19 protein-coding genes are annotated in these 21,636 nt (G+C 48.0%); 6 read left to right on the forward strand and 13 right to left on the reverse strand.

Annotated features, from left to right (window positions below; translation table 11 throughout):
- Window positions 1-14: 14 nt before the first annotated feature.
- Complete coding sequence (locus tag BLS03_RS19065; RefSeq protein ID WP_093277836.1) at window positions 15-620, forward strand: imm11 family protein; 606 nt, start codon at window positions 15-17, stop codon at window positions 618-620.
- Between the two features lie 52 nt (window positions 621-672).
- On the opposite strand, the gene greB is transcribed toward BLS03_RS19065, so the two are convergent.
- Entirely contained in the window at window positions 673-1,155 is a 483-nt protein-coding gene (gene greB, locus BLS03_RS19070; protein WP_093277839.1) for a transcription elongation factor GreB, read from the reverse strand.
- Window positions 1,156-1,487: 332 nt separating this feature from the next.
- Here greB and BLS03_RS19080 point away from each other — a divergent pair, with 332 nt between their 5' ends.
- On the forward strand, window positions 1,488-3,818 hold the full coding sequence (locus BLS03_RS19080; RefSeq protein WP_093277843.1) for a Tex family protein: 2,331 nt from the start codon (window positions 1,488-1,490) through the stop codon (window positions 3,816-3,818).
- A 163-nt stretch (window positions 3,819-3,981) separates the two neighbouring features.
- Here the strand turns inward: BLS03_RS19080 and BLS03_RS19085 are convergent, their stop codons facing one another.
- Both BLS03_RS19085 and BLS03_RS19090 read right to left on the reverse strand, forming a co-directional pair.
- On the reverse strand, window positions 3,982-4,452 hold the full coding sequence (locus BLS03_RS19085) for an ATP-dependent Lon protease (RefSeq protein ID WP_093277845.1): 471 nt from the start codon (window positions 4,450-4,452) through the stop codon (window positions 3,982-3,984).
- A 172-nt stretch (window positions 4,453-4,624) separates the two neighbouring features.
- Window positions 4,625-5,467, reverse strand: a complete 843-nt coding sequence (locus BLS03_RS19090) for an alpha/beta fold hydrolase (RefSeq protein WP_093277847.1) — start codon at window positions 5,465-5,467, stop codon at window positions 4,625-4,627.
- Between the two features lie 69 nt (window positions 5,468-5,536).
- Between BLS03_RS19090 and BLS03_RS19095 the strand changes: the two genes are divergently transcribed.
- The 4 genes from BLS03_RS19095 (at window position 5,537) to cysQ (ending at window position 8,714) form a co-directional block, all read left to right on the forward strand.
- Window positions 5,537-6,268, forward strand: coding sequence for a phosphoribosyltransferase family protein (locus tag BLS03_RS19095; protein WP_093277848.1), 732 nt, complete (start codon window positions 5,537-5,539; stop codon window positions 6,266-6,268).
- Window positions 6,269-6,364: 96 nt separating this feature from the next.
- Window positions 6,365-6,952: a Fe-S biogenesis protein NfuA gene (gene nfuA, locus BLS03_RS19100; protein WP_093277849.1), complete on the forward strand. Its 588-nt coding sequence runs from the start codon at window positions 6,365-6,367 to the stop codon at window positions 6,950-6,952.
- 362 nt (window positions 6,953-7,314) lie between these two features.
- Window positions 7,315-7,863 carry an ADP compounds hydrolase NudE gene (gene nudE, locus BLS03_RS19105; protein ID WP_093277851.1) on the forward strand — a complete coding sequence of 183 codons (549 nt, stop codon included), beginning with the start codon at window positions 7,315-7,317 and terminating at the stop codon, window positions 7,861-7,863.
- Window positions 7,864-7,886: 23 nt separating this feature from the next.
- Window positions 7,887-8,714 (forward strand): 3'(2'),5'-bisphosphate nucleotidase CysQ, encoded by an 828-nt coding sequence (gene cysQ / locus BLS03_RS19110; RefSeq protein WP_093277853.1) that lies wholly within the window; start codon window positions 7,887-7,889, stop codon window positions 8,712-8,714.
- A 71-nt stretch (window positions 8,715-8,785) separates the two neighbouring features.
- On the opposite strand, the gene BLS03_RS19115 is transcribed toward cysQ, so the two are convergent.
- The 10 genes from BLS03_RS19115 to BLS03_RS19160 all read right to left on the reverse strand — a co-directional run bounded on the left by BLS03_RS19115 (window position 8,786) and on the right by BLS03_RS19160 (window position 21,605).
- Window positions 8,786-10,186 carry a uracil-xanthine permease family protein gene (locus BLS03_RS19115; RefSeq protein ID WP_093277855.1) on the reverse strand — a complete coding sequence of 467 codons (1,401 nt, stop codon included), beginning with the start codon at window positions 10,184-10,186 and terminating at the stop codon, window positions 8,786-8,788.
- An 871-nt stretch (window positions 10,187-11,057) separates the two neighbouring features.
- Entirely contained in the window at window positions 11,058-13,136 is a 2,079-nt protein-coding gene (gene recG, locus BLS03_RS19120; protein ID WP_093277857.1) for an ATP-dependent DNA helicase RecG, read from the reverse strand.
- A gap of 141 nt (window positions 13,137-13,277) precedes the next feature.
- On the reverse strand, window positions 13,278-13,964 hold the full coding sequence (gene trmH / locus BLS03_RS19125; protein WP_093277859.1) for a tRNA (guanosine(18)-2'-O)-methyltransferase TrmH: 687 nt from the start codon (window positions 13,962-13,964) through the stop codon (window positions 13,278-13,280).
- 99 nt (window positions 13,965-14,063) lie between these two features.
- On the reverse strand, window positions 14,064-16,181 hold the full coding sequence (gene spoT / locus BLS03_RS19130; protein WP_093277861.1) for a bifunctional GTP diphosphokinase/guanosine-3',5'-bis pyrophosphate 3'-pyrophosphohydrolase: 2,118 nt from the start codon (window positions 16,179-16,181) through the stop codon (window positions 14,064-14,066).
- 37 nt (window positions 16,182-16,218) lie between these two features.
- Window positions 16,219-16,491 (reverse strand): DNA-directed RNA polymerase subunit omega, encoded by a 273-nt coding sequence (gene rpoZ / locus BLS03_RS19135; protein WP_093277863.1) that lies wholly within the window; start codon window positions 16,489-16,491, stop codon window positions 16,219-16,221.
- 152 nt (window positions 16,492-16,643) lie between these two features.
- Window positions 16,644-17,264, reverse strand: a complete 621-nt coding sequence (gmk, locus tag BLS03_RS19140; RefSeq protein WP_093277865.1) for a guanylate kinase — start codon at window positions 17,262-17,264, stop codon at window positions 16,644-16,646.
- A 334-nt stretch (window positions 17,265-17,598) separates the two neighbouring features.
- A complete protein-coding gene (locus tag BLS03_RS19145; RefSeq protein ID WP_093277867.1) occupies window positions 17,599-18,618 on the reverse strand; it encodes a glycosyltransferase family 9 protein in 1,020 nt (339 codons plus the stop codon).
- Window positions 18,619-18,878: 260 nt separating this feature from the next.
- Window positions 18,879-20,255 carry a hypothetical protein gene (locus BLS03_RS19150; RefSeq protein WP_093277869.1) on the reverse strand — a complete coding sequence of 459 codons (1,377 nt, stop codon included), beginning with the start codon at window positions 20,253-20,255 and terminating at the stop codon, window positions 18,879-18,881.
- Complete coding sequence (locus BLS03_RS19155; RefSeq protein ID WP_093277871.1) at window positions 20,252-20,680, reverse strand: GtrA family protein; 429 nt, start codon at window positions 20,678-20,680, stop codon at window positions 20,252-20,254. The genes BLS03_RS19150 and BLS03_RS19155 overlap by 4 nt, the downstream gene beginning before the upstream one ends.
- The gene (locus BLS03_RS19160) at window positions 20,640-21,605 is read right to left on the reverse strand and encodes a glycosyltransferase family 2 protein (RefSeq protein ID WP_093277873.1); all 966 of its coding nucleotides are present in this window, start codon (window positions 21,603-21,605) and stop codon (window positions 20,640-20,642) included. Before BLS03_RS19160 ends, BLS03_RS19155 begins: the two co-directional genes overlap by 41 nt.
- Between the last annotated feature and the right edge of the window lie 31 nt (window positions 21,606-21,636).

Below are 21,636 nucleotides of genomic sequence, written 5' to 3' on the forward strand. Positions count from 1 at the left end.
AGAGTTGTACATATATGAACATATACAATGAACAGTATTACATATTAAAGTCTTCACCCTTTAAACAAAAGTTTTTAGAATTGAAACCATCCACAGATACAGCCCGTCGTAATCATACATTTGAACGTCTTGACTATGCTGATGGTGCTGTTTTTTTTGAAAATGCTTTCAGAGGGGATATACCATTTTACCTTACAAACGGTCAATTCGATGGTATCTATCCTGTTGTTTCATCAGATATCGCTGATGCATTATCGTTGTATGAAATTCGTGGTTTCCAGCTGTTTCCTGCTGTAATCATGGATGATTCAGAAAAATGGCATGAGGATTTCTATTTTTTTAATTTTTATGAAAAATTTGATGTTGTAGATTTTGAAAAAAGTATCGTTTCCAATTACAAACCAAACTCCAAGTATAATGAAGTTATTAAATTTACTCTTGATGCTGATATATTAGATTCTATAAATGAAGAAGAACGATTAATTATTGACTTAGCTAGAGTCGAGGGTGGATCTTTAATCTTCCATGAAAAAATTGTAAATTTGCTAAGTAGATTTGAGATAGAAGCTTTTCAATTTTTTAAATTAAGCGAGTATGAGCTAGGTATGGAATTTAGATAGATTCTATAGGGTTAATTGAAAAAGGGCCAAGGCCCTTTTTCTTTTATCCCCATTACTCACCTTGCTGATAAGAAATAGAATTCACAAACCACTCTTTTTCGCCTTCTGGGGTTTTGACCACAAACTCGTCGTCGACTTCTTTCTTGAGTAGTGCGCGGGCCATTGGTGAGTCGATGGAGATATAGTCTTTAGCGTCGCCGTAGATCTCTTCTGGGCCGACGATGCGAAACTTCTTCACCTCGCCCGCTTCATTTTCAATTTCCACCCAAGCGCCAAAAAACACTTTGCCTTCTTGCTGCGGCGCGTAGTCGACGATGGTGACATCCGGTAGAAACTTACGTAAGAAGCGCACTCGACGGTCAATTTGGCGCAGCAAGCGTTTGTTAAAGGTGTAATCCGCGTTCTCTGAGCGATCGCCAAGGCTCGCTGCCCAAGTGACGATTTTAGTGACTTCCGGGCGTTTTTCGTTCCACAGATAATCATGTTCTGCTTTGAGTTTGTTGTAGCCTTCGCGGGTTATAAGCTTGGTTTTCACTGAATTTTCCTGAACTGTCGAGTGCCTATTGCGGCGATGGCTCTATATTACGAACTTTTCGTCGCGCCTCCAATGCTTGGATGCATTTTGCCTAAAGGCAGAAATGACTGGGAAATGACAGGCGAAGCTCGAATTTGCCAAGTTGATGTAGTAGAAATGACTCACTGTCGTTGGCAGGAAATGGTGTTGGTATTTATCACTACCAAGCGCAAATTGCGTCTTCTGCGACAAAAGCAAAATCAAAACCGCGTCAGCCGACTGGTAAGACTGGAAACTGGCGTGATTCACCCTCATATAGGGTTAAATATTAGAACCAACAAGAGATTCAACGGATGAGCCAAGCTATCTGTAATATTATTGCCGGGGAGCTGAATGTTCGCCCCGAGCAAGTCAACGCGGCGGTGACCTTAATTGACGACGGCAACACGGTGCCATTTATTGCCCGTTACCGTAAAGAAGTCACCGGCGGACTCGACGATACCCAACTGCGTAACCTTGATAGCCGTTTGTCCTATCTGCGTGAACTTGATGACCGTCGTCAAACCATCATCAAATCGATTCAAGACCAAGGCAAAATGACGCCAGAGCTGGAACGCGACATCGCGGCGGCTGACAGCAAAACCCGTCTTGAAGATTTATACCTGCCTTATAAACCAAAACGTCGCACTAAAGGCCAAATCGCGATTGAAGCTGGGCTTGAACCGCTGGCCGATAAGCTGTGGAATCATCCGCAAACCGACCCTGAAAGCGAAGCGCAAAACTACCTTGATGCCGACAAAGGCATTAGCGACACCAAAGCGGCGCTGGATGGCGCACGCGCGATTGTCATGGAACGCATTGCTGAAGATGCCAACTTGCTGGAAAAAATTCGCGGTCATCTGAATCGCAACGCTGAGTTGGTTTCTCGCGTGGTGGATGGTAAAGAGCGCGAAGGTGAGAAGTTTAAAGATTACTTTGACCATCACGAGTTATTGGCGCGTGTCCCTTCACACCGTGCGCTGGCGATGCTGCGTGGCCGCAACGAAGGCTTTTTGACACTGGCGATTAACGCTGACCCTGAACAAGAAGAAAGCGTTCGTCAGTCTTACTGCGAAACATTGATTGCGCAGCACTACGGCATTGATTTAAGCGATGCCCCTGCCGATGGTTGGCGCAAGCAAGTGATCAGCTGGGCGTGGCGCATCAAGGTTTCTATGCATATGGAAACCGAGCTGATGGGCGCACTGAAAGAGCGTAGCGAAATCGAAGCCATTGAAGTGTTTGCCACCAACTTAAAAGATTTGTTGATGGCGGCGCCAGCAGGCCCGCGTGCGACATTGGGCTTAGACCCAGGTCTTCGCACCGGCTCAAAAATCGCAGTGGTTGACTCCACCGGTAAAGTGCTGACCACCGACACCATTTACCCACATCCACCGCAAAAGCAATACGACAAGTCGATGCAAGTGGTCGATGCGTTAGTGCGTAAATACAACGTTGATTTAATTGCCATTGGTAACGGTACCGCTTCACGAGAAACCGACTCGTTTGTGGCAGATCTCATCAAACGTGGTGGATTAAAAGTTCAGAAAATCATGGTCAGCGAAGCTGGCGCTTCGGTGTATTCGGCATCCGAATTGGCAGCCAATGAGTTTCCAAATATGGACGTTTCACTGCGCGGCGCGGTGTCGATTGCCCGTCGTCTGCAAGATCCGCTCGCAGAACTGGTTAAAATCGATCCTAAATCCATCGGTGTGGGTCAATACCAGCACGATGTCAGCCAAGCGATGCTAGCGAAGCGTTTGGACGCTGTGGTTGAAGACTGTGTAAACGCCGTGGGCGTGGATGTGAATACCGCATCGCCAGCATTGCTAACGCGCGTGGCGGGTTTATCCAGCACGCTGGCGCAAAACATTGTCGATTATCGTGATGAAAATGGCCGTTTTGAATCGCGTACTACGCTGAAAAAAGTGGCGCGTTTGGGGCCAAAAGCGTTTGAACAGTGTGCCGGATTCCTGCGCATTATGGATGGCAAAAACCCGCTTGATGCGTCGTCGGTTCACCCAGAAGCTTATCCGGTGGTGAAAACCATTGCCGAGAAGAACAACAAAGCGGTCAAAAGCTTAATCGGTGACAGCGAATTTTTGCGCTCGCTAAAAGCGGTGGATTACACCGACGACACATTTGGTGTGCCAACCGTTAGCGACATCATCAAAGAGCTTGATAAACCTGGCCGTGACCCGCGCCCTGAGTTCAAAACCGCCACCTTTGCTGATGGTGTGACTGAGATTTCCGATCTCGAACCGGGCATGGTGCTGGAAGGCGTGGTATCGAACGTGGCGAACTTTGGCGCGTTTGTCGATATCGGCGTGCATCAAGATGGCTTAGTGCATATTTCGGCGCTAACGGATCGCTATGTTTCCGACCCACGTGAAGTGGTCAAAGCTGGCGATATCGTTAAAGTCAAAGTGATGGAAGTGGATGCGGCGCGTAAACGTATTGGCTTGTCGATGCGTCTGAATGATCAACCGGGTCAAGATAATCGCGCGCAGCCGCGCAGCGGCGCTCCGAAAGGTCAGGCGCCAAGAGGTGGTCAGGCTCGTAAACCGCAGCAGCGTCAAGACAACTCGGGCGGCGGTTTAGGCGGCGCATTTGCTGAAGCATTTGCTAACGCCAAACGTCGTTAATCTTTGCTTTAAAGCAAAAATAGCAAGCAAAGTTCGAAAGTAAAAAGCCAGCAATCTTGCTGGCTTTTTTGATGCGTGATGTGGCGATAACGGTGAAAAGAAATACCCACTTAGCGAGTGCCTCGTGGGCATTTAAGCGCGGTGTTCTTTCTAGTGAGAAAGACTACAACACAGCAATTACCTCCGAAGGCGTATTCGGTGCAATCGAGTGACCATAATGATATTTAATCACTATGCGTCTGCGCTCCATTTTACCTTCGGTTATCGCGGCATCGATGATGTACTTGGGCAGGCGAAAACGCATGGCGTAACCCTTGCCTTGATCTTCACTGTAGCTATCGAGTGCCAGCAACCGAAACAGTCGCTCTAAAGTATCCTTGGGATCTTCTGAGTAACGTTCGCGAACCAGCGTTGAGTCGTCGGTCTCGTACTCCGGATGTTCCGCCGGATCCCAAGATGACTGTTTACGCCGTTTATCATCTGCTTTTACTCCACGTTCAGCATTCGATTTTGCCAAAGCCATGGTTGGCGCAACTGGCTCGCGGACTTTGTTGTCGCGCGCGGCCTGTTCCGTTTGTACATTTACCGATGGGGCGATAAGCGGCACACTAACGTTCGTTGGTGACACGATCATAGTCGAGACCTCCCGAGCATCGCCCTTCCCAACTCCAGATGTTTTTGTTGTTGGTAATTTGTTATCGACACAATTGGTCAAAAATTTAGCGTTTTACGCGACTTTTTATACTGAATGCCAACTTGAACGCGGCCTGTTTGACAAACCGCTACGGACTTTTCTTCCTTGCTACTTAGTCCAAAGCAGCGAATTCGACAATTTTCTGGCAGAACTCGTCAAGCTCGGTGATAAATGGCGCGTGGGAAGAAGCCTGAAAAATATGCATGACACTGCTTGGCATGATGGCCTGCACATCGCTAGCGACTTTGACGGGCACTAAGCCATCCAAGCGACCATATAAGCGCAGCACCGGCGCTGTAATTGCCGAAAGCTCAGAACGCAGATCAACATCCGCCAGTATGTTTAGCCCCGCAAGCAAAGAGGCTGGGTTAGGCTCTGGGCGTGACAGTACCGCTTGTTTGATGGTTTTAACATCTTGGCGCGCTGATGGGCTGCCCATCGCTTGCAGTGCCATAAAGCGCTCGATGGTCAAGCGAAAATCATCCAACAATTGCTCGGTGAAGTTGCTCAGCACCAGCGGCTGAATGCCGCGCCATGGTTTTTGGGCCGCGGCTTTGGTTTCTGTGGAGACTTGTGTTTCTGCAGCGGTTTTTGTCTCTGCAGCGAATTTAGGCGAACTGGCGACTGTGATTAAGCGCGTCACGCGCTGTGGGTGATAAATGGCGATATGACTGGCGACTAACCCGCCCAATGACCAACCAAGCCAAATCGCTTGCTGCGGCGCGTGTTCAAGAACCGCTTCTGCCATCTCTTGCAGTGAATCGGTATGTGTTGCTGCGCTGTGGCCAAAGCCCGGCAAGTCGACCACATGAACGCGAAAATATTGGCTGAGCTGCTCGACGGTTTGCTGCCAAACCGCGCCGTTCATGCCCCAGCCGTGAATCAAAACCAAATCGGCACCTTGGCCTTGGGTGTGCCAATACAAACTTGGTGCGTTGCTCGCATTCTCTACCACTTAAATCATCCCTTTCTTGTTCGCCACTGCGCCACAGTCAGCGGTATTCAATCGTTATTTGAGTTTGATATGTTAACCAATTGGCGCCAGAAAGCCATGCAAGGCTTCGCAAATTATTCGCCGCCCAGATGGTGTGAAATCTGCCGTTTCGCGCTGAAGAGCCCACAGTCACACTTGCCGATTTGTCAGCATTGTCTGCACTATTTTCAGCCCACACCGCGCTGTCAACGCTGCGGCTTGCCGACTTTGCTGAATGTGCCGCAATGCGGGCAATGTTTACGTACGCCTCCACCTTGGCAGCGCGTGGTGTGTGTTGGTGATTACCAGCCGCCGCTGTCAAACTACGTTCATCATTTGAAATATCAAGGTCACTTTTGGCATGCGTCTTGGCTTGCGCAGTTGCTTGCCAAGCGTGTTACCAAGGTGCCGGATATGATCACCTGCGTGCCTTTGCATTGGCGGCGGCATTGGCAGCGCGGGTTTAATCAAAGTGAGTTGTTGGCGAGCTTTGTCGCGAAAAGCCTCGGCTGCGCGCACCACAGTAAACTGTTTCGCCGCGTGCGCCATACCAAGCCGCAGCAAGGAATGAATAAACGCCAGCGACAGCGTAATTTACGCCGCGCATTTGTACTTAATCGTCATTTACTTAACCATAAGCCGCAGATACACCATGTCGCGATTGTGGACGATGTGATGACCACAGGTAGTACAGTGCGGCATTTATCTGAATTACTCCTTGAAGCGGGCGTCAAAAGCATCGATATTTACTGTCTATGCCGCACTCCGGAGCCGAAAGATTAATTCCGGCTAAGTGATTTAGAGAAAAGGGCTAGATCTCAAAATTCACAGGAGTAGAATGGTCAGCAAATAGCCTACAAATTTACTCAGGTATTCGTCGTGTCAAATACAATTACTATTACTGAATCTGCACAATCTCACTTCGGCAAGTTGCTGGAACAGCAACCAGAAGGCACTAATATTCGTGTGTTTGTGGTTAACCCAGGTACGCAAAATGCGGAATGTGGTGTGTCTTACTGTCCGCCAGAAGCGGTTGAAGCTACCGATACTGAACTGGCATTTGCGAGTTTTTCTGCGTATGTCGATGAGCTAAGCCTACCGTTTCTTGAAGATGCGGAAATCGATTTTGTAACGGACAAAATGGGCTCGCAACTGACTTTGAAAGCGCCAAACGCCAAAATGCGTAAGGTGTCTGATGATGCGCCGTTGCTAGAGCGCGTTGAATACGCGATCCAAACTCAGGTTAACCCACAATTGGCAGGCCACGGCGGTCACGTTAGCTTGATGGAAATTACTGAACAAGGCGTGGCGATTGTCTCGTTTGGTGGTGGTTGTAACGGCTGTTCAATGGTTGATGTGACGCTTAAAGAAGGCATCGAAAAAGAGCTTCTTCAGCAGTTTGACGGTGAATTGACTGCCGTTCGCGACGCCACAGACCATGATCGCGGCGATCACTCATACTACTAAGCGGTTATGGCTAAGTAGATACGATCTGCGTATCAGTACAAATTCAGGGTTGGCATTGCCAGCCCTTTTTTGCGCGTTTTATATAATTGCGCCTAATTGAAGTGAAATAAGTTTTTTAACGTTACGTCAACAAACGGGCAATTTATCAATATTGCGCTTTCCAAGCTGCGCATTTTTCTCATATATTAGTGGCTTAATCTTAGGGGATTGTGCCAATCAGTCGCTTATTGATAGAACACCCTATCGATAGACATTTTTGATTAACATTGCCCCGAACTCGGTTTTCCACCTTAGCGGTGACCTTGCACTTAAGTGCGATGCTTCACGGTTAAGTCATTCGACCCAATCTAAGGAGCTGGCGCGTGAGCAAGCGGACTCTGCCACAAATTTTAGCCAAGCAAACCGTGGCTAAATCTAAGCTTTTCGCGATTGAATCGCTCGACCTACGTTTTAGTAACGGTGAAGAGCGCACCTATGAACGCATGCGCCCGAGTGGGCGAAATGCAGTAATGATGGTGCCGGTGACCGAGCAAGGCGATTTGCTGTTGGTAAGAGAATACGGTGCAGGAACAGAACGTTATGAACTGGGTTTTCCCAAAGGATTGATTGATCCGGGAGAAACGCCAGAGCAAGCGGCGGTTCGTGAATTGAAAGAAGAAGTGGGTTTTGGCGCCAATAAACTCACTCCGCTCAAAGAGGTGGTACTCGCGCCGTCTTATTTTTCCAGCAAAATGACTTTATTTATCGCCCAAGATCTATACTCAGAAAAGCTCGAAGGTGATGAACCTGAACCACTTGAAATCGTTCGCTGGCCGTTAGCGCAAGCGGAGGAATTACTCACTCATCTCGACTTCTGTGAAGCGCGCTGCATTACGGCGTTGATGCTTGCGCTGCGTATTTTGAACCCGTAATGGTGCCTAAGGAACATTGTTCAATGCCTGAATCCAAAGATCTCTCCCATCTGTTACCGAACGTGATTGAAATTGCCCGTTCGGCGGGGCAGTTGATTCTCGATATTTATCAAAAGAAGCAATACCAAGAATTTACCAAAAGCGATGATACGCCGGTGACCAGTGCTGATATCGCGGCGCATAAGCTGATCACCGAACGTTTGTCCGATCTTACGCCAGACATTCCGGTGCTGTCGGAAGAAGCGGCTGACATCAGTTTGGAAAAGCGTGCTCAGTGGAATCGCTACTGGCTGGTGGATCCGCTCGATGGTACCCAAGAATTCATCGCTCGCAGCGGCGACTTCGCGACCATCATTGCTTTGATTGAGAATAATCGTCCGGTGATGGGCGTGGTTTACGGGCCGGTTTCTGGCGTTACTTATTACGCGTATCACGGGAAAGGCGCGTGGAAAGTGCCGGATATGAACGAAAGCGTTTCTATCAGCAGCCATAAACATGCGGGTAAAGGCTTTCCTATCGCGATGGCGATCAGCCGCCGTCAAGATATCAACCGCATTACCAGCCGCATGAACACGGAATGGAATTACGATTTAGTGCCACTTGGTTCGGCAGCATTGAAAGCGTGTTTGGTGGCAGAAGGTGCGGTGGATTGCTATCTGCGCCTTGGGCCAACGGGCGAGTGGGACACGGCTGCGACTCAATGTATTGTTGAGGAAGCGGGCGGGCGCATTTTAAGTACGGTGTTGGAGCCGCTGTCTTACAACGAGCGCGATACGCTTGAGAATCCAAACTTTATTGTGCTTGGTGACGAATCACTGCCGTGGGATGAGATTTTGCAGCGCAAAGACTGACTTTTTTGCCGGAATCGCAACAATAAAAAAGGTGGCCCTAGCCACCTTTTTCAGTTTTAGAATTTGCGTTGTTAGCTCTTGGCTTGAGTTTGCTCGGCGTTCTCAGCTGCTTTGGTTTCCGTTAATACTTTGGTTTCCGGCAATACCAGATTTAGAATAATCGCGGTTAAGCCGCCCGCAGCGATGCCAGAGGAGAGAATGTTTTTAATATACTCAGGCATAAACTGCAGAATTTCTGGTTTCTGCGCAATGCCCAGCCCCATCGAAAACGACATCGCCATAATTAAAATCGCGCGGCGATCGAGCTCCACGCGCGAAATAATTCGAATGCCTGCGGCGGCGATAGTACCAAACATCACGATGGTTGCGCCGCCAAGAACTGGCTCAGGAATCAACTGCACAAAACTTGCGACGCCTGGGAACAGGCCAAGAATGACAAGCATGGCGGCAATAAAGTAACCGACGTAACGGCTTGCTACGCCAGTTAGCATGATGATGCCGTTGTTTTGTGAAAAAGTAGAGTTCGGGAAGCTGTTAAATACTGCTGCTATCGCTGAGTTCAAGCCATCTGCAAGCACGCCGCCTTTGATGCGCTTCATGTAGATTGGGCCTTTGACGGGTTCGCCAGACACCTCTGAAGTGGCGGTGATATCGCCAATCGCTTCCAGTGCGGTAATCAAGAAGATCAGCACCAGTGGAATAAATAGCGACCAGTCAAAGCTGATGCCGTATTGCATCGGCACTGGCAGTGCAATCAGCGCGCCATTTTGAGCAAGCGCAGAAGTGTCGATCATGCCAAGCGCATAAGCCAGCAAACAGCCTACCACCATGGCAATCACAATTGATGCGACACGAATATAAGCGTTACTGGAACGGTTTAAAATCACAATCAGGCCAAGCACTGTGCCGGCTAACGCTAACTTATCTAGGCTACCGAAACTGCCATCGCTAAGCGCTGAATAGCCGCCGCCCATAGAGACCAAGCCAACTTGAATCAGGGTTAAACCAATTAGGGTCACTACAATACCCGATACCAAAGGTGTGATAACGCGCTGGGCGTATTCAAGTACGCGAGAAAGCAAAATCTCGGCAAACGAAGCCAGTAAAATGGTGCCGAAAATCGCAGCCATCATAGTCGGAACATCAGCGCCGCCAGATTTAAGCGACAAACCTGCGCCAATAATTGGACCTAAAAAGTTAAAGCTGGTGCCCTGAATTGAAAGCAGCCCAGAACCGATCGGGCCAATAGTGCGAATTTGAATGAATGAGCACACGCCGGAAGCAAACAGCGACATACTGATAATGGTGTTGGTTTGATCGGCTGGTACGCCAAGGGTTTGGCAGATAATCAGCGAGGGTGTAATCACCGCAACAAACATGGCGAGTAGGTGCTGCAGAGCAGCAAACAGAGTTTGAGGCAGTGGTGGTCGCTCATTTAATTGATAAACAAGCTCCGACTTTGGCGTAGTCATATTGTGGTTCCTATTTGTGTTCACCGAACGTCGCTGAATGGGACATTCGGGGTGAGCAAATACGTCATCTGTGATTGCTGTTAATCAGAATTTGCTCGACTGGGATGCGCGTAGCGCGAATGATTTTGGGCGGAATTATAGACATTTAGTCTAGAAAGGCAATCGTTTGCCTAAGTTGCTGAGAAGCCTTGATAGCTTTTGACCTCCAGTAACCCCAGAGCTCTTTTCGCTGTACACTCGAACGTGAGTACACATCAGCATCAGCAGGTAAGTGATCATTTACTTGCTGATAATGGCGATGAAAAATTACTGTGATTTAAAGGAAGGTCAATTTAATGATCTGATTTAAAAGAATTTATTTTTGAGTGATTGGCTTAATCTGCGACTCTGTTTGGTCGTCTTTAATATATGAAGACAGCTATTTAGGCTTTTGGATCATAGCAACCCCAAAGCTCCTAAAGCTGTACAGAGAGAGTAAGCATTTACTCGTTCTGCATCCTATACCTCTGCGGCGTGTCGAAATTTACGCTACAAAAATTCGCTAACATATTGTTTTTAAATGCTTTAATTAGCTTCCGTTTTTAACCTAAATCTTGATTCCTTACATGATGAACAGCGTGTAGAGCTTTTGGATCATAGCAACTCAAAAGCCATATAAGCTGTACATAGCTTTTCTCCGCCTCGAAAAATCGTCTTTACGGCACTTGTTGCTGAAAAAGAAATTTGGCTAATTTAATGAAAAATAGAGATATTTTTTATTCTGGATGTGAAGAGCGTTATCAAGATAGGCAATGGTGACAGCTTTTAAGGCTTTGGGAACACGATAACCCTAAAGCCCTTAAAGCTGTACACAAGGATAAACTGACGCGTATTAAGCTTTGGCGTAAACGTCGCGTTCGCCTAACCAGCGGTCGATGATCGCCGCCGCGTTGGTTGGGTAATTGTCGTGAATATGGCGTGCAATGCGCTGAACTTCGGGAATTAAGCGCTGATCGCGAACTAAATCGGCAATTTTAAAATCTGCCATGCCGGTTTGCTTAGTGCCCAGTAGCTCACCTGGGCCGCGAATTTCCAAATCGCGCTGCGCAATCACAAAGCCATCATTACTTTCCCTTAGCACGCCAAGGCGTTTTTGCGCGGTTTTTGACAGCGGAGCGTGGTACAACAGCACACAATGACTCGCCACTGAGCCTCGCCCGACTCGCCCACGCAATTGGTGTAACTGAGCCAACCCTAAACGCTCGGGGTTTTCGATAATCATCAAGCTGGAGTTTGGCACATCCACACCGACTTCAATGACGGTGGTCGCAACCAGCAGGTGCAGCTTGTTGTCTTTGAAATCTTGCATCACGGCTTGCTTTTCAGCCGGTTTCATTCGCCCATGCACTAAACCGATTTTTACATCTGGCAGTTTGGCTTGTAGGTCTGCGGCGGTATCTGCGGCGGCTTGCGCTTCCAGCACTTCTGATTCATCAATCAACGTACAAACCCAATAGGCTTGTTTGCCCTCACTGACACAGGCATGGCGTACGCGCTCAACGATATCGTCTCGTTTGGTATCTGGAATGGCCACGGTTTGAATCGGAGTGCGCCCAGGTGGCAGTTCATCAATAACTGAGGTTTCTAAATCGGCGTATGCAGTCATGGCCAGTGTGCGCGGAATTGGCGTCGCGGTCATGATCAGTTGATGGGGAAATGCGCCTTGCTTGGCGCCTTTTTCGCGCAGCTCTAACCGCTGGTGGACGCCAAAGCGATGCTGCTCATCGATAATCACCAGTGCCAGATGATGAAATTCGACGTGCTCTTGGAATAACGCATGGGTTCCGACCACCATTTTGGCCTCGCCAGAGGCGATTTTCTCAAGTTCAGCTTGCTTGGTTTTGCCTTTGAGTTTGCCAGCCAGCCAAGCCACTTGAATGCCCATACTTTCAAACCAGTTGGAGAAATTGATCGCGTGCTGCTCTGCCAGCAGTTCGGTTGGCGCCATCATTGCCACTTGGTAGCCATGCTCAATGGCGCGTACTGCGGCCAGCGCCGCAACCAAGGTTTTGCCTGAGCCCACATCGCCTTGAACTAAGCGCATCATTGGGTGTGGCTTGGCAAGGTCTTGTTCGATTTCTTTCACCACGCGCGCTTGGGCATTGGTTGGCGAAAACGGCAACTGGGCTAACAGCTGGTCTTTGAGCTGATGAACTTCAGCGAGCGGCAGCGCTGCGTCTTTTTGCCCTTTGCTGCGCACCGCCAGCATCGATAAATTCTGCGCCAGTAACTCTTCCATAATCAAACGCAACTGCGCAGGGTGTTTACCTTCGTCAAACAGTTCTAACTCGATATCCGGCGAAGGGCGATGAATGGTGTGCAGCGCATCAGCAAGCGTGGTTTGATGGTCATATAAGCCGCTTGGAAGCAGCTCTTGTACTGCGGCTTTATCAAGCAGTTCAAGTGCTTGATCGGTTAGGTTGCGCAGTGTCGCCTGGCGTAAGCCTTCGGTGGTTGGATACACCGGAGTTAAATGCGCTTCCAGTTCTGGGTCTTGCTGTGCGGCGTAGAATTTGTAGTCTGGATGGATGATTTCAAGGCCAGTATTACCGCGTTTGATTTCGCCATAGGCGTGAACGGTTTTGCCTTCGACAAAGTTGTTTTTCATCGCCGCAGTGAAGTTGAAAAAGCGCAGCGTAATGGTGCCGTTACCATCGCTGATTTTGACCGTTAGCATTTTGCGGCGACCAAACAGGGTATCGACGCTCATCACTTTGCCTTGCACCGCAGCCCATAAACCGGCGTGCAGTTTCACCATTGGATAAATGCGGGTGCGGTCTTCGTAGCGTAGCGGTAAGTGAAACAGCAGGTCCTGAACGTTATTAAGCCCGACTTTAGCCAGTTTTTCTGCGACTTTGGCGCCGACGCCAGATAAAGAGGTTAGAGGAATGGCAGATAACAATTGGGACATAAGGCACTCATAACTCACGGTTTGATAGCCGATAGTTAACCATTGAGCTGTGTTTTTGTACAGGGGAAATTGAAAGGGAATCTAGACGCGTCGCGTTATTTGACCAGTTGGCAACAATCGCGACGCGAAAATTTTGCGAGCTTAACCGCGCTGCATCTCTTGCCACCAAGATGGCTCAGCGATGATTTGACCTTGGTCATCAAGCTCTGGATAGGGCAAGCCTTTACGTTTCGCTACTTTAGCTAACACCGGATGACCGCGTTCAAACAGAATACGATGAATGGTCTCTTTCGGCAGTTGGCTAACCAGATTGTCATACATGCCTGCGGCTTGGCGCTGACGCTGTGCTTCATACAAAATCACTGCGCTGGCAACAGAAACATTCAGCGATTGCACCATACCGAGCATCGGAATCATGATGTCTTGGTCGGCTAAATCGAGCGCGGTTTTTGAGATGCCCGTTTTTTCGCTGCCGAGCACGATAGCGGTCGGTTTGGTGTAATCCACTTCGCGAAAATCTACCGCAGTATCAGAAAGGTTGGTGACCAGAACTTGCATGCCTTGCGCTTTCAGGTTGCCAATCGCTTCGGTAACACAGTTGTGTGTGTCGACTTCGACCCAGTTACGTGCGCCGGCTGAGGTGTGGCTTAGCGTGCGCATCTGCGCGTTTGGCCACACGGCGTGGATTTTGTGTACGCCGGTGGCGTCTGCGGTGCGAATCACCGCCGAAACATTATTGGGTTTATGGACTTCTTCCAAGCACAGGGTGAGGTCGACTTGGCGCGCTTTAAGCACTTGTTGAATACGTTGATAGCGTTGAGGGTTCATAACGACGTTCTAGTAATAACAATTCTAAGGATAAAAATGCTAAGGAAAATAAAAATGCCCTCGTAAAAGGGCATTAAGTATTGAATATTCAGCGGTTTATTAGTTCTTTCTGCGTCGAACTCGCAGCGTTTGCTGCATCGATTTGAGCTTACGCATAATGCCCGCTAAATGAACACGATCTTTGGTGGTCAGCAGCACGGTCACGGTGTACAAACGGCCATCACGCTCTTCGGTTGAAAGACCGTGGATGTTTGAACCGGTTTGCGAAATCACATTGGTCAATTCAGCCAGTGCGCCTTGACGGTTTTGCAGATCGACCTTGAGCTCAGTGATGAACTCTTGTTCGTAATCATCAGACCATTCCACTGCCATGTACTTATCAGGTTCACGTTGATAACCACGCACGTTCGGACATGTTTCACGGTGAACCACAAGGCCGCGGCCCGGTGATACGTGAGCGATGATCGAATCGTCTGGAATTGGGTGACAACAGTTGGCAAAGGTCAGCAAAATGCCTTCCGCACCGCGAATTGGTAGTTTCTTACGCGGCTTACCTTCAATTGGTGTTTCAGTGAGTTCGTCAGCATCGCCTAATAGGCGACGTGCAATCACGATACTCATTAATTCACCTAGGCCAATCGCGGCAAGCAACTCATCGACGGTTTCGATTTTCAGATCGCCAAGTACATGGGTAATGTTTTCTTGGCTGATATCGGAAAGCGAGAGATCGCCCAAAGCGTGGTTAAGCAAGCGACGACCCAGCGTGACTGACTCTTCGCGGCGCATAGTTTTCAGCACTTGGCGAATCTTAGTACGCGCTCGTGAGGTCACCACATAGTTCAGCCAAGCGGCGTTTGGACGCGCGCCAGGAGCACTAATAATTTCAACGGTTTGGCCGTTTTTCAGCGCTTTGCTTAACGGGTATGGGTTACGATCGACGCGGGCGCCGACACAGGTGTTACCCACATCGGTGTGTACTGCGTACGCGAAATCAACGGCGGTGGCGCCGACAGGCAATTCAACGATACGCCCTTTTGGCGTAAAGACGTAAATTTCGTCTGGGAACAGATCGGATTTGACGTTTTCGATGAATTCAAATGAGTTACCGGCACTTTGCTGCAGCTCAAGTAGGCTTTGCATCCAACGCTGCGCTTTAATTTGCGCGGTGGTACCTGATTTGTCGCCTTTGTCTTTATAAGACCAGTGCGCTGCAACCCCTTTGTCGGCCATTTGGTCCATGTCGTCGGTACGAATTTGTACTTCAACAGGCACGCCGTGAGGGCCAACCATGGAGGTGTGCAGTGATTGATAGCCGTTGGCTTTCGGTACCGCAATGTAGTCTTTCATGCGGCCTGGACGCGGCTTGTAAAGGCTGTGCACTTGGCCAAGTACGCGATAACAGGTGTCAGCATCTTCAACGATGATGCGAAACGCGTAAATGTCCATGATGGTGTGAAAGCGTTGTTCCTTGGTTTTCATCTTGTTGTAGATGGAATACAAGTTCTTTTCACGGCCTAGGACACGCGCTTTGAGGCCAACGTCTTCCATGCGACCTTCAATTTCGCTATGGATACGCTGAATCATCTCTTTACGATTGCCGCGCGCGGTTTTGAGTACCTCTTTCAACACGCGGTAGCGGTTGGGGTACAAAGCTTCGAAACCCAGTTCCTCAAGCTCGACTTTGATATTGTGAATACCAAGACGGTGGGCCAGTGGTGCATAGATTTCTAAGGTTTCGCGGGCGATGCGACGTTTTTTATCCGGGCGAAGGGCGCCCAGCGTGCGCATGTTGTGAGTACGGTCGGCGAGTTTGATCAGGATAACGCGAATGTCTTGCACCATGGCAAGTACCATTTTGCGAAAGTTTTCAGCCTGAGCTTCCTTGCGATCTCGAAATTTCAGCTTATCGAGTTTTGAAACACCATCGACCAATTCTGCAACGGTTGAGCCAAATTTTTGTTCGAGCTCTTCTTTGGTGACATCACAATCTTCGATGACGTCGTGCAGTAAAGCAGCTTGTAGGGTTTCGATATCCAAGCGCATTTCGGCCAGAATACGAGACACAGCCACAGGGTGGATAATGTACGGTTCGCCGCTAGAGCGGGTTTGCCCTTCATGGGCGTCTTTCGCTACCACATAAGATTGACGCAGAGCCTCAATTTGAGGCTCTGTTAGGTATTCTTGGGCAACGTCTTTGAGGCTATCAAATAGATACAAACTTCAGGCCCGAACGTAAGAGATGATCTTTACAGGATTAGCGGCTGTGCGCGATGCTGCTTACTGCAGCAAGCTCAGCAGCTTCCTGCTCCTGTTGTTCTTGACGCTCACGAGCATCAAGTACTTCTTTAGTGATAAGGCCGTCTTCGATTTCGCGTAGAGCGATAACCGTTGGCTTATCGTTCTCTTCAGGCACTAGAGAATCTTTGCCGCCAGTTTGCATTTGACGTGCGCGGCGAGCCGCAATTAGAACAAGGTCGAAACGGTTGCCAACTTTTTCAACAGCGTCTTGAACAGTTACGCGTGCCATGAGAACTCCAAATTAATTAAATAAAATTTTGAATGACGAGAAATTATACAACCTAAAAGCGGTTGATTCTAGCCATGTGCATGATTGCTTTTGGTTAACTTACTCAGTGTAAGTCAATTTGCTCAGTACATTTACTCAGTAAAGGTACTCGATTAAGCAAGTAAGGCGTCAAGCATACCTTTATATTTAGCAGCTTGCTTATCTTGCTTCAATCTTTCTGCACGTAAGATGGCTTTAAAGTCCATCAGCGCGCTATCAAAGTCATCATTAATGATGACGTAATCGTATTCTTGGTAGTGCGAAATCTCAGATTTGGCTTCTGCCATGCGTTTAGCGATAACCGCTTCGCTGTCTTGACCGCGAGCATTTAAGCGGCGCTCAAGTTCGCCGTTTGACGGCGGCAGAATAAAGATGCTTTTCGCCAGTGGCATTTGCTCACGAATTTGGCGAGCGCCTTGCCAATCGATATCCAAAAACACATCAATGCCTTTATCGAGATTTTTTTCAATCCACGGGCGAGACGTACCGTAGTAGTTACCAAACACTTCGGCGTGTTCTAAAAAGGCACCTTGATCGATAAGTTCTTCAAATTGCTCTTTTTGCACGAAATGGTAGTGGACACCGTCTTGTTCGCCCGGGCGCATGCCACGAGTGGTATGCGAGACAGACACTTTCATCGCGTAAGTCGGGTTCTTTTCGAGTAATGCAGAGATTAAGCTCGATTTACCTGCGCCGCTCGGTGCAGAGACAATATATAAAGTACCTTTGCCCATTATTTGATTCCAATGTCGGTTGGATGTTACGCCAAGCGTATACGTGGCATAACTTAAAGATAGCACTGACGCTGTTGGTTTCGCCGCGGTTTTGCTGTTGTCGCGGCAATAATGCTTGCTGAAAACAATCGCACGCTGATAAAGCCTGCGGTGGCGAAATTTAGGTCAGAAAAATGGAGGCGAAGAGTAGCACGATCTCAAGGATCTTCTCAAGAGTTAAACGGTGCTAATCGACTTGGTTTCGACAATTGATCGCGTTGTTGATCGCCGCTTCATTAGCGCTCGTGATGGGATCTTAATGAAGCACCAAGATCCCATTAATGCTTGCTAGCAGTTAGTGGGTCTGAGCTGCAACCGGTGAATGATGACTAAACTTGCTGCTGCCGTTGGGCAGATCTTCACGCAGCAGCTCGGCTTGCGCTAACGTCGACACCTTTTCAACCGTGATGCTACTGATGTCTTTCGTTTGCTCATTTGGTACTAACGCCCAAGAACGTTCGTGGGAGTGGAACCACTCTTTTAGTGTTCCATAAGGTGTTGTTCTTGGACATTTCCAGCCCCATAGCGTGATCATCGGAATCGACAGCATCTGGAAAATGTGCGCTGGTCCGCAATCGTTCCCAATTGAAAGTGCAGAATGATGACCAATATCGATAAGCTGCAGCACCGATGGGCAGTCATAAACCTTTACTGGTACGGCATTAATTTGGCTTGGAATAAGCTCGCGATATTTGGACTCTTCAGGGCCGAGAATAAAGTTGATTTGGCTCACCAGTGGCGTCGCTAATTTTTCTGCGGTTTGAATAAATTTCTCGATCGGCCAGCGCTTGTAATCGCCAGCACCGCCGCCAGGCAGTAACGTCACCTGATCATTCGGTTTTTGACGCGATTCTGCGCTAATCAAGTTGCCAATGATATCGGTTGTAATTTGGGTGTCGTGAATCGAGTTAAGCAAGCTTAGATGCGAGTTGGCGATGTACTGCAAATCACGTTCACATTTCTGGTGTTTTTGATAGCACACATTATGAAACGCCGAATTACTGTAGCCGTATTTATGTTTGCTGTTGCAAAGGCCAATCGCGAAATGGACTTTGTCTGAACCTGGATACAGGTTGTAAATCGCATCATACTTTTTCTGGTTGAGCGATGTCAGTAAACGCAAAAAGCCAAAATTTTTATAGTTGATGAGCTCATCGGCGGCATCCGCACCAATCAACACTCGACTGGTGTCAAATTTGGTCCAGATGGTAATTTTTGCATCAGGATGCACCTGCTTCAGGCCGCAAAGAAAAGGAAGCTGAGTAAGGATATTTCCAAAATGGGGTCGGCTTGGGACAAATACGGCGATGTTCATTATCTAGACAACGGACTCATTGTTATAAAACTAATTAAAATTTATATAATAGTTTGCGGTCGTATTTAACTAATAAATAAGTCAGTATGTCGGTATAAACCTGATTTTGTGACCACGATCTGAGATCTTCGCGGCTGTTTGGGGCTTTTGCCTTTAATCAACGCCGCACAGCGTGAAGTGTTGATGGCTAAATAAGCAAAAGCGCCGCTAATCTAATAGCGACGCTTTGGTATTGAGTTGATGATTTTGATGCACAATCGTTAGTCGATGGTGATATACAACACATCCCCTTTGGCTTCGACGTACGCTTCACCTTCGACATAATTACGCGGCTCATCGTGCACTTCGATATTTTTGTCTTTCCAGCCGAATTGATACAAGTACGGGCGAATATAGTGCAGCTCTAAGTTAGAAAGCGTTTTATACGCGTTCGACTTGGTCAACTGATAAAAATATTCACTGGTTTTCACTTCATCGACACTGACGATCACTTTCTTAAAGCGCTCTGGTTGTTGCAGATAACCGTGGTTATCACGCTCGGTCAGCATCGCTTCAGTTAAGATCCGTTTTTCGTTATAGGCATAGTTGTAGTAATGCATTTTGTACGCAAACGGAATAAATAAGCTAATCAGCAAAATGGTGCGCCAAGCGCGGTTATCGACAAGCAGAATCATCATTGCCATGCCAATTGGCAAGGTAATACCAGAGCGAAGCGGTACTTTTACGCCTAGAGCAATAACGCTGGCATAGATGGAGAGCACCACCATCAGCACCACAAAAGTATATTTAGGCTGATTTTTAAGTGCCCATAAAGCGGTTAAACCAACCGGCACAAAAAACCATGGGCTGAGCATCGAAAGATACAGCGCATTACGTTCAAAGTTGCCTGCACTTTTCATGATATTACTGATAAGCGAAGAGAAATCTGTGGTTGGCGTTGATCGACGCCAGCTAACAAATTCAATAAAGCTAGGATGATCAGTAAACAGATAGGTGTAGAGGTAGACACTGGCGTTCGCCACCACATAACCCAGCACGTAACCTGCCATCCAGACCAACATGAAGATAATCAGTTCTTTGAGCGGTGCGCGGTTGAGATCGCGAATAAACAGCAGTGGCATCAAAAAGTAAAATGCAGGATAAGTGGCAAACAGCAACATACCGCTGATGAGTAGAAACGCGTTGCGAGGCATGCGGTCTTTAATGCAAGAGAACAGTGCCAGCAGCGCCATGCCAGGGATGAGCGTCATCGGCCATTTAAACAGCATGGTGAAATAAGGAATGTTGACAATCAGCAGTGCAAACGCGACTGCAAGCCAAGGTTCTTTACGCATACCACTAGCGACTTGGTAGCCAAACACAAATACAAACAGGCTACACAAGCTCACCGCGATTACTTGCGGGACCGCTTTTAGGATCGGGAATAGAGCGAAGTTAATCCATCGCCCTTCCGAAACAAACTTGCCGACATAGTCTTCCATGTATGGCATCGCATCATGGGCGACGTTTTCAAGCATGGAAAAGTAAACATTGTACAGCGTGATCAGCGCCAGAATGGCGACAAGGCCCCATTGAGCGATGCGCAGCCAGTCAAGCTGGATTTTGTCACTGCGTTGTGACGATAACAGCGTATTCATTGACACACCTCACGAGTAAAAATAGTGCGATAACCGAGATAATTAATCACCATCGACGCAGACACTGCGAAGATTTGCGCGAGATACACATACACGCCTAGGTGATCGACAAGCAGATATAAAATGCCAGTACTGCAGGCTAAAGAGGTCAAATTGACCACGCAAAATGGTAAAAATTGGCCAGCTCGTTTTGGCTGTTTGAACACAAAACTGCGGTTAAGGACATAACTCACCATCATGCCAATAAAATAAGAGAGTACCGATGCCAGAATGTATTGCTGGGTCAATTGGTTAATCACAATAAAAGCGATATAAGCCGTTACCGTGTTCACCACACCGACCAAAGCAAAGCGAATTTTTTGCTTTAGCTCTGGCGTCATCACATCACTCAGTTTCTTGTTGGCGGCTTTCGGAATGTTCACCATCGAGGCCCTTTTTCAATATGTATAGAGGTCTGTGCTTGGACTCGTTATAAATCCGCGCTACGTACTCCCCTAAAATACCAATTGCGATAAGCTGTACGCCTCCCATAAATAAGATTGAGTCTAATAATGACGTCCAACCTGATACCCATTCGTCGGTTGCGAGACGTACATACACCGAATACATCAGCATCAGAAATGCCACGCCGGATGAGATGAATCCCATCAATATCGAAATTTTTAATGGTTTGACCGAGAACGACAAAATGCCATCCAGCGCAAAGCGAATCATTTTGCGCAGCGGGTATTTGGATTCGCCAGCAAAACGCGGCGAACGTTCGTACTCGACATAAGTTTGGTTAAAACCAATCCAACTCACCATGCCGCGAATAAAACGGGCTTTTTCTGGCATCGCTTTGAGCTGATCGACCACTTGGCGGTCCATCAAGCGAAAATCACCGGTATCAAGCGGGATTGGAATTTCAGATAAGCGGTTAAGTACTTTGTAAAAGGCTTTAGCAGAGGCGCGCTTAAAGGTGGATTCACCTTGGCGATTGATGCGCGTGCCGTACACGACATCAAACCCCTGCTGCCATTTTTCAATCATTTGGCCAATCACCTGTGGTGGATCTTGTAAGTCGGCATCAATCAGAACCACAGCGTCGCCGCGGCTGGCATCAATACCGGCACTGACCGCTTGCTGGTGACCAAAGTTGCGTGAAAAAGAGAGCGTACGAATGTTGTCATGTTGCTTACTAAAGTTGAGCAGTTTGGCTTCGGTATCGTCGGCGCTACCATCATTGATAAAGATAAGTTCAAACTGGTAGTCGCTCATCGATGCGGTTACCGAAAGCAGCTCTTTGACCGTAAAATCGATCACCTCGCTTTCGTTAAAGCAAGGTACCACTACAGAAATTGTCTTCTTCATATGCTGCTTATTGCTCCTCATCGCTAAACAA

The organism is Vibrio xiamenensis (assembly GCF_900100015.1).
GTDB classification, from domain to species: domain Bacteria; phylum Pseudomonadota; class Gammaproteobacteria; order Enterobacterales; family Vibrionaceae; genus Vibrio; species Vibrio xiamenensis.

What these genes read in the sequence shown, in the direction of transcription:
- gmk (WP_093277865.1), bottom strand. Translation starts at nt 17,264, where the DNA reads ATGGGCAAAGGTACTTTATATATTGTCTCTGCACCGAGCGGCGCAGGT.
- BLS03_RS19155 (WP_093277871.1), bottom strand. Translation starts at nt 20,680, where the DNA reads ATGGTGAACATTCCGAAAGCCGCCAACAAGAAACTGAGTGATGTGATG.
- BLS03_RS19065 (WP_093277836.1), top strand. Translation starts at nt 15, where the DNA reads ATGAACATATACAATGAACAGTATTACATATTAAAGTCTTCACCCTTT.
- BLS03_RS19115 (WP_093277855.1), bottom strand. Translation starts at nt 10,186, where the DNA reads ATGACTACGCCAAAGTCGGAGCTTGTTTATCAATTAAATGAGCGACCA.
- rpoZ (WP_093277863.1), bottom strand. Translation starts at nt 16,491, where the DNA reads ATGGCACGCGTAACTGTTCAAGACGCTGTTGAAAAAGTTGGCAACCGT.
- BLS03_RS19145 (WP_093277867.1), bottom strand. Translation starts at nt 18,618, where the DNA reads ATGAACATCGCCGTATTTGTCCCAAGCCGACCCCATTTTGGAAATATC.
- BLS03_RS19080 (WP_093277843.1), top strand. Translation starts at nt 1,488, where the DNA reads ATGAGCCAAGCTATCTGTAATATTATTGCCGGGGAGCTGAATGTTCGC.
- BLS03_RS19085 (WP_093277845.1), bottom strand. Translation starts at nt 4,452, where the DNA reads ATGATCGTGTCACCAACGAACGTTAGTGTGCCGCTTATCGCCCCATCG.
- BLS03_RS19150 (WP_093277869.1), bottom strand. Translation starts at nt 20,255, where the DNA reads ATGAATACGCTGTTATCGTCACAACGCAGTGACAAAATCCAGCTTGAC.
- cysQ (WP_093277853.1), top strand. Translation starts at nt 7,887, where the DNA reads ATGCCTGAATCCAAAGATCTCTCCCATCTGTTACCGAACGTGATTGAA.
- recG (WP_093277857.1), bottom strand. Translation starts at nt 13,136, where the DNA reads ATGTCCCAATTGTTATCTGCCATTCCTCTAACCTCTTTATCTGGCGTC.
- trmH (WP_093277859.1), bottom strand. Translation starts at nt 13,964, where the DNA reads ATGAACCCTCAACGCTATCAACGTATTCAACAAGTGCTTAAAGCGCGC.
- BLS03_RS19095 (WP_093277848.1), top strand. Translation starts at nt 5,537, where the DNA reads ATGTTAACCAATTGGCGCCAGAAAGCCATGCAAGGCTTCGCAAATTAT.
- BLS03_RS19160 (WP_093277873.1), bottom strand. Translation starts at nt 21,605, where the DNA reads ATGAAGAAGACAATTTCTGTAGTGGTACCTTGCTTTAACGAAAGCGAG.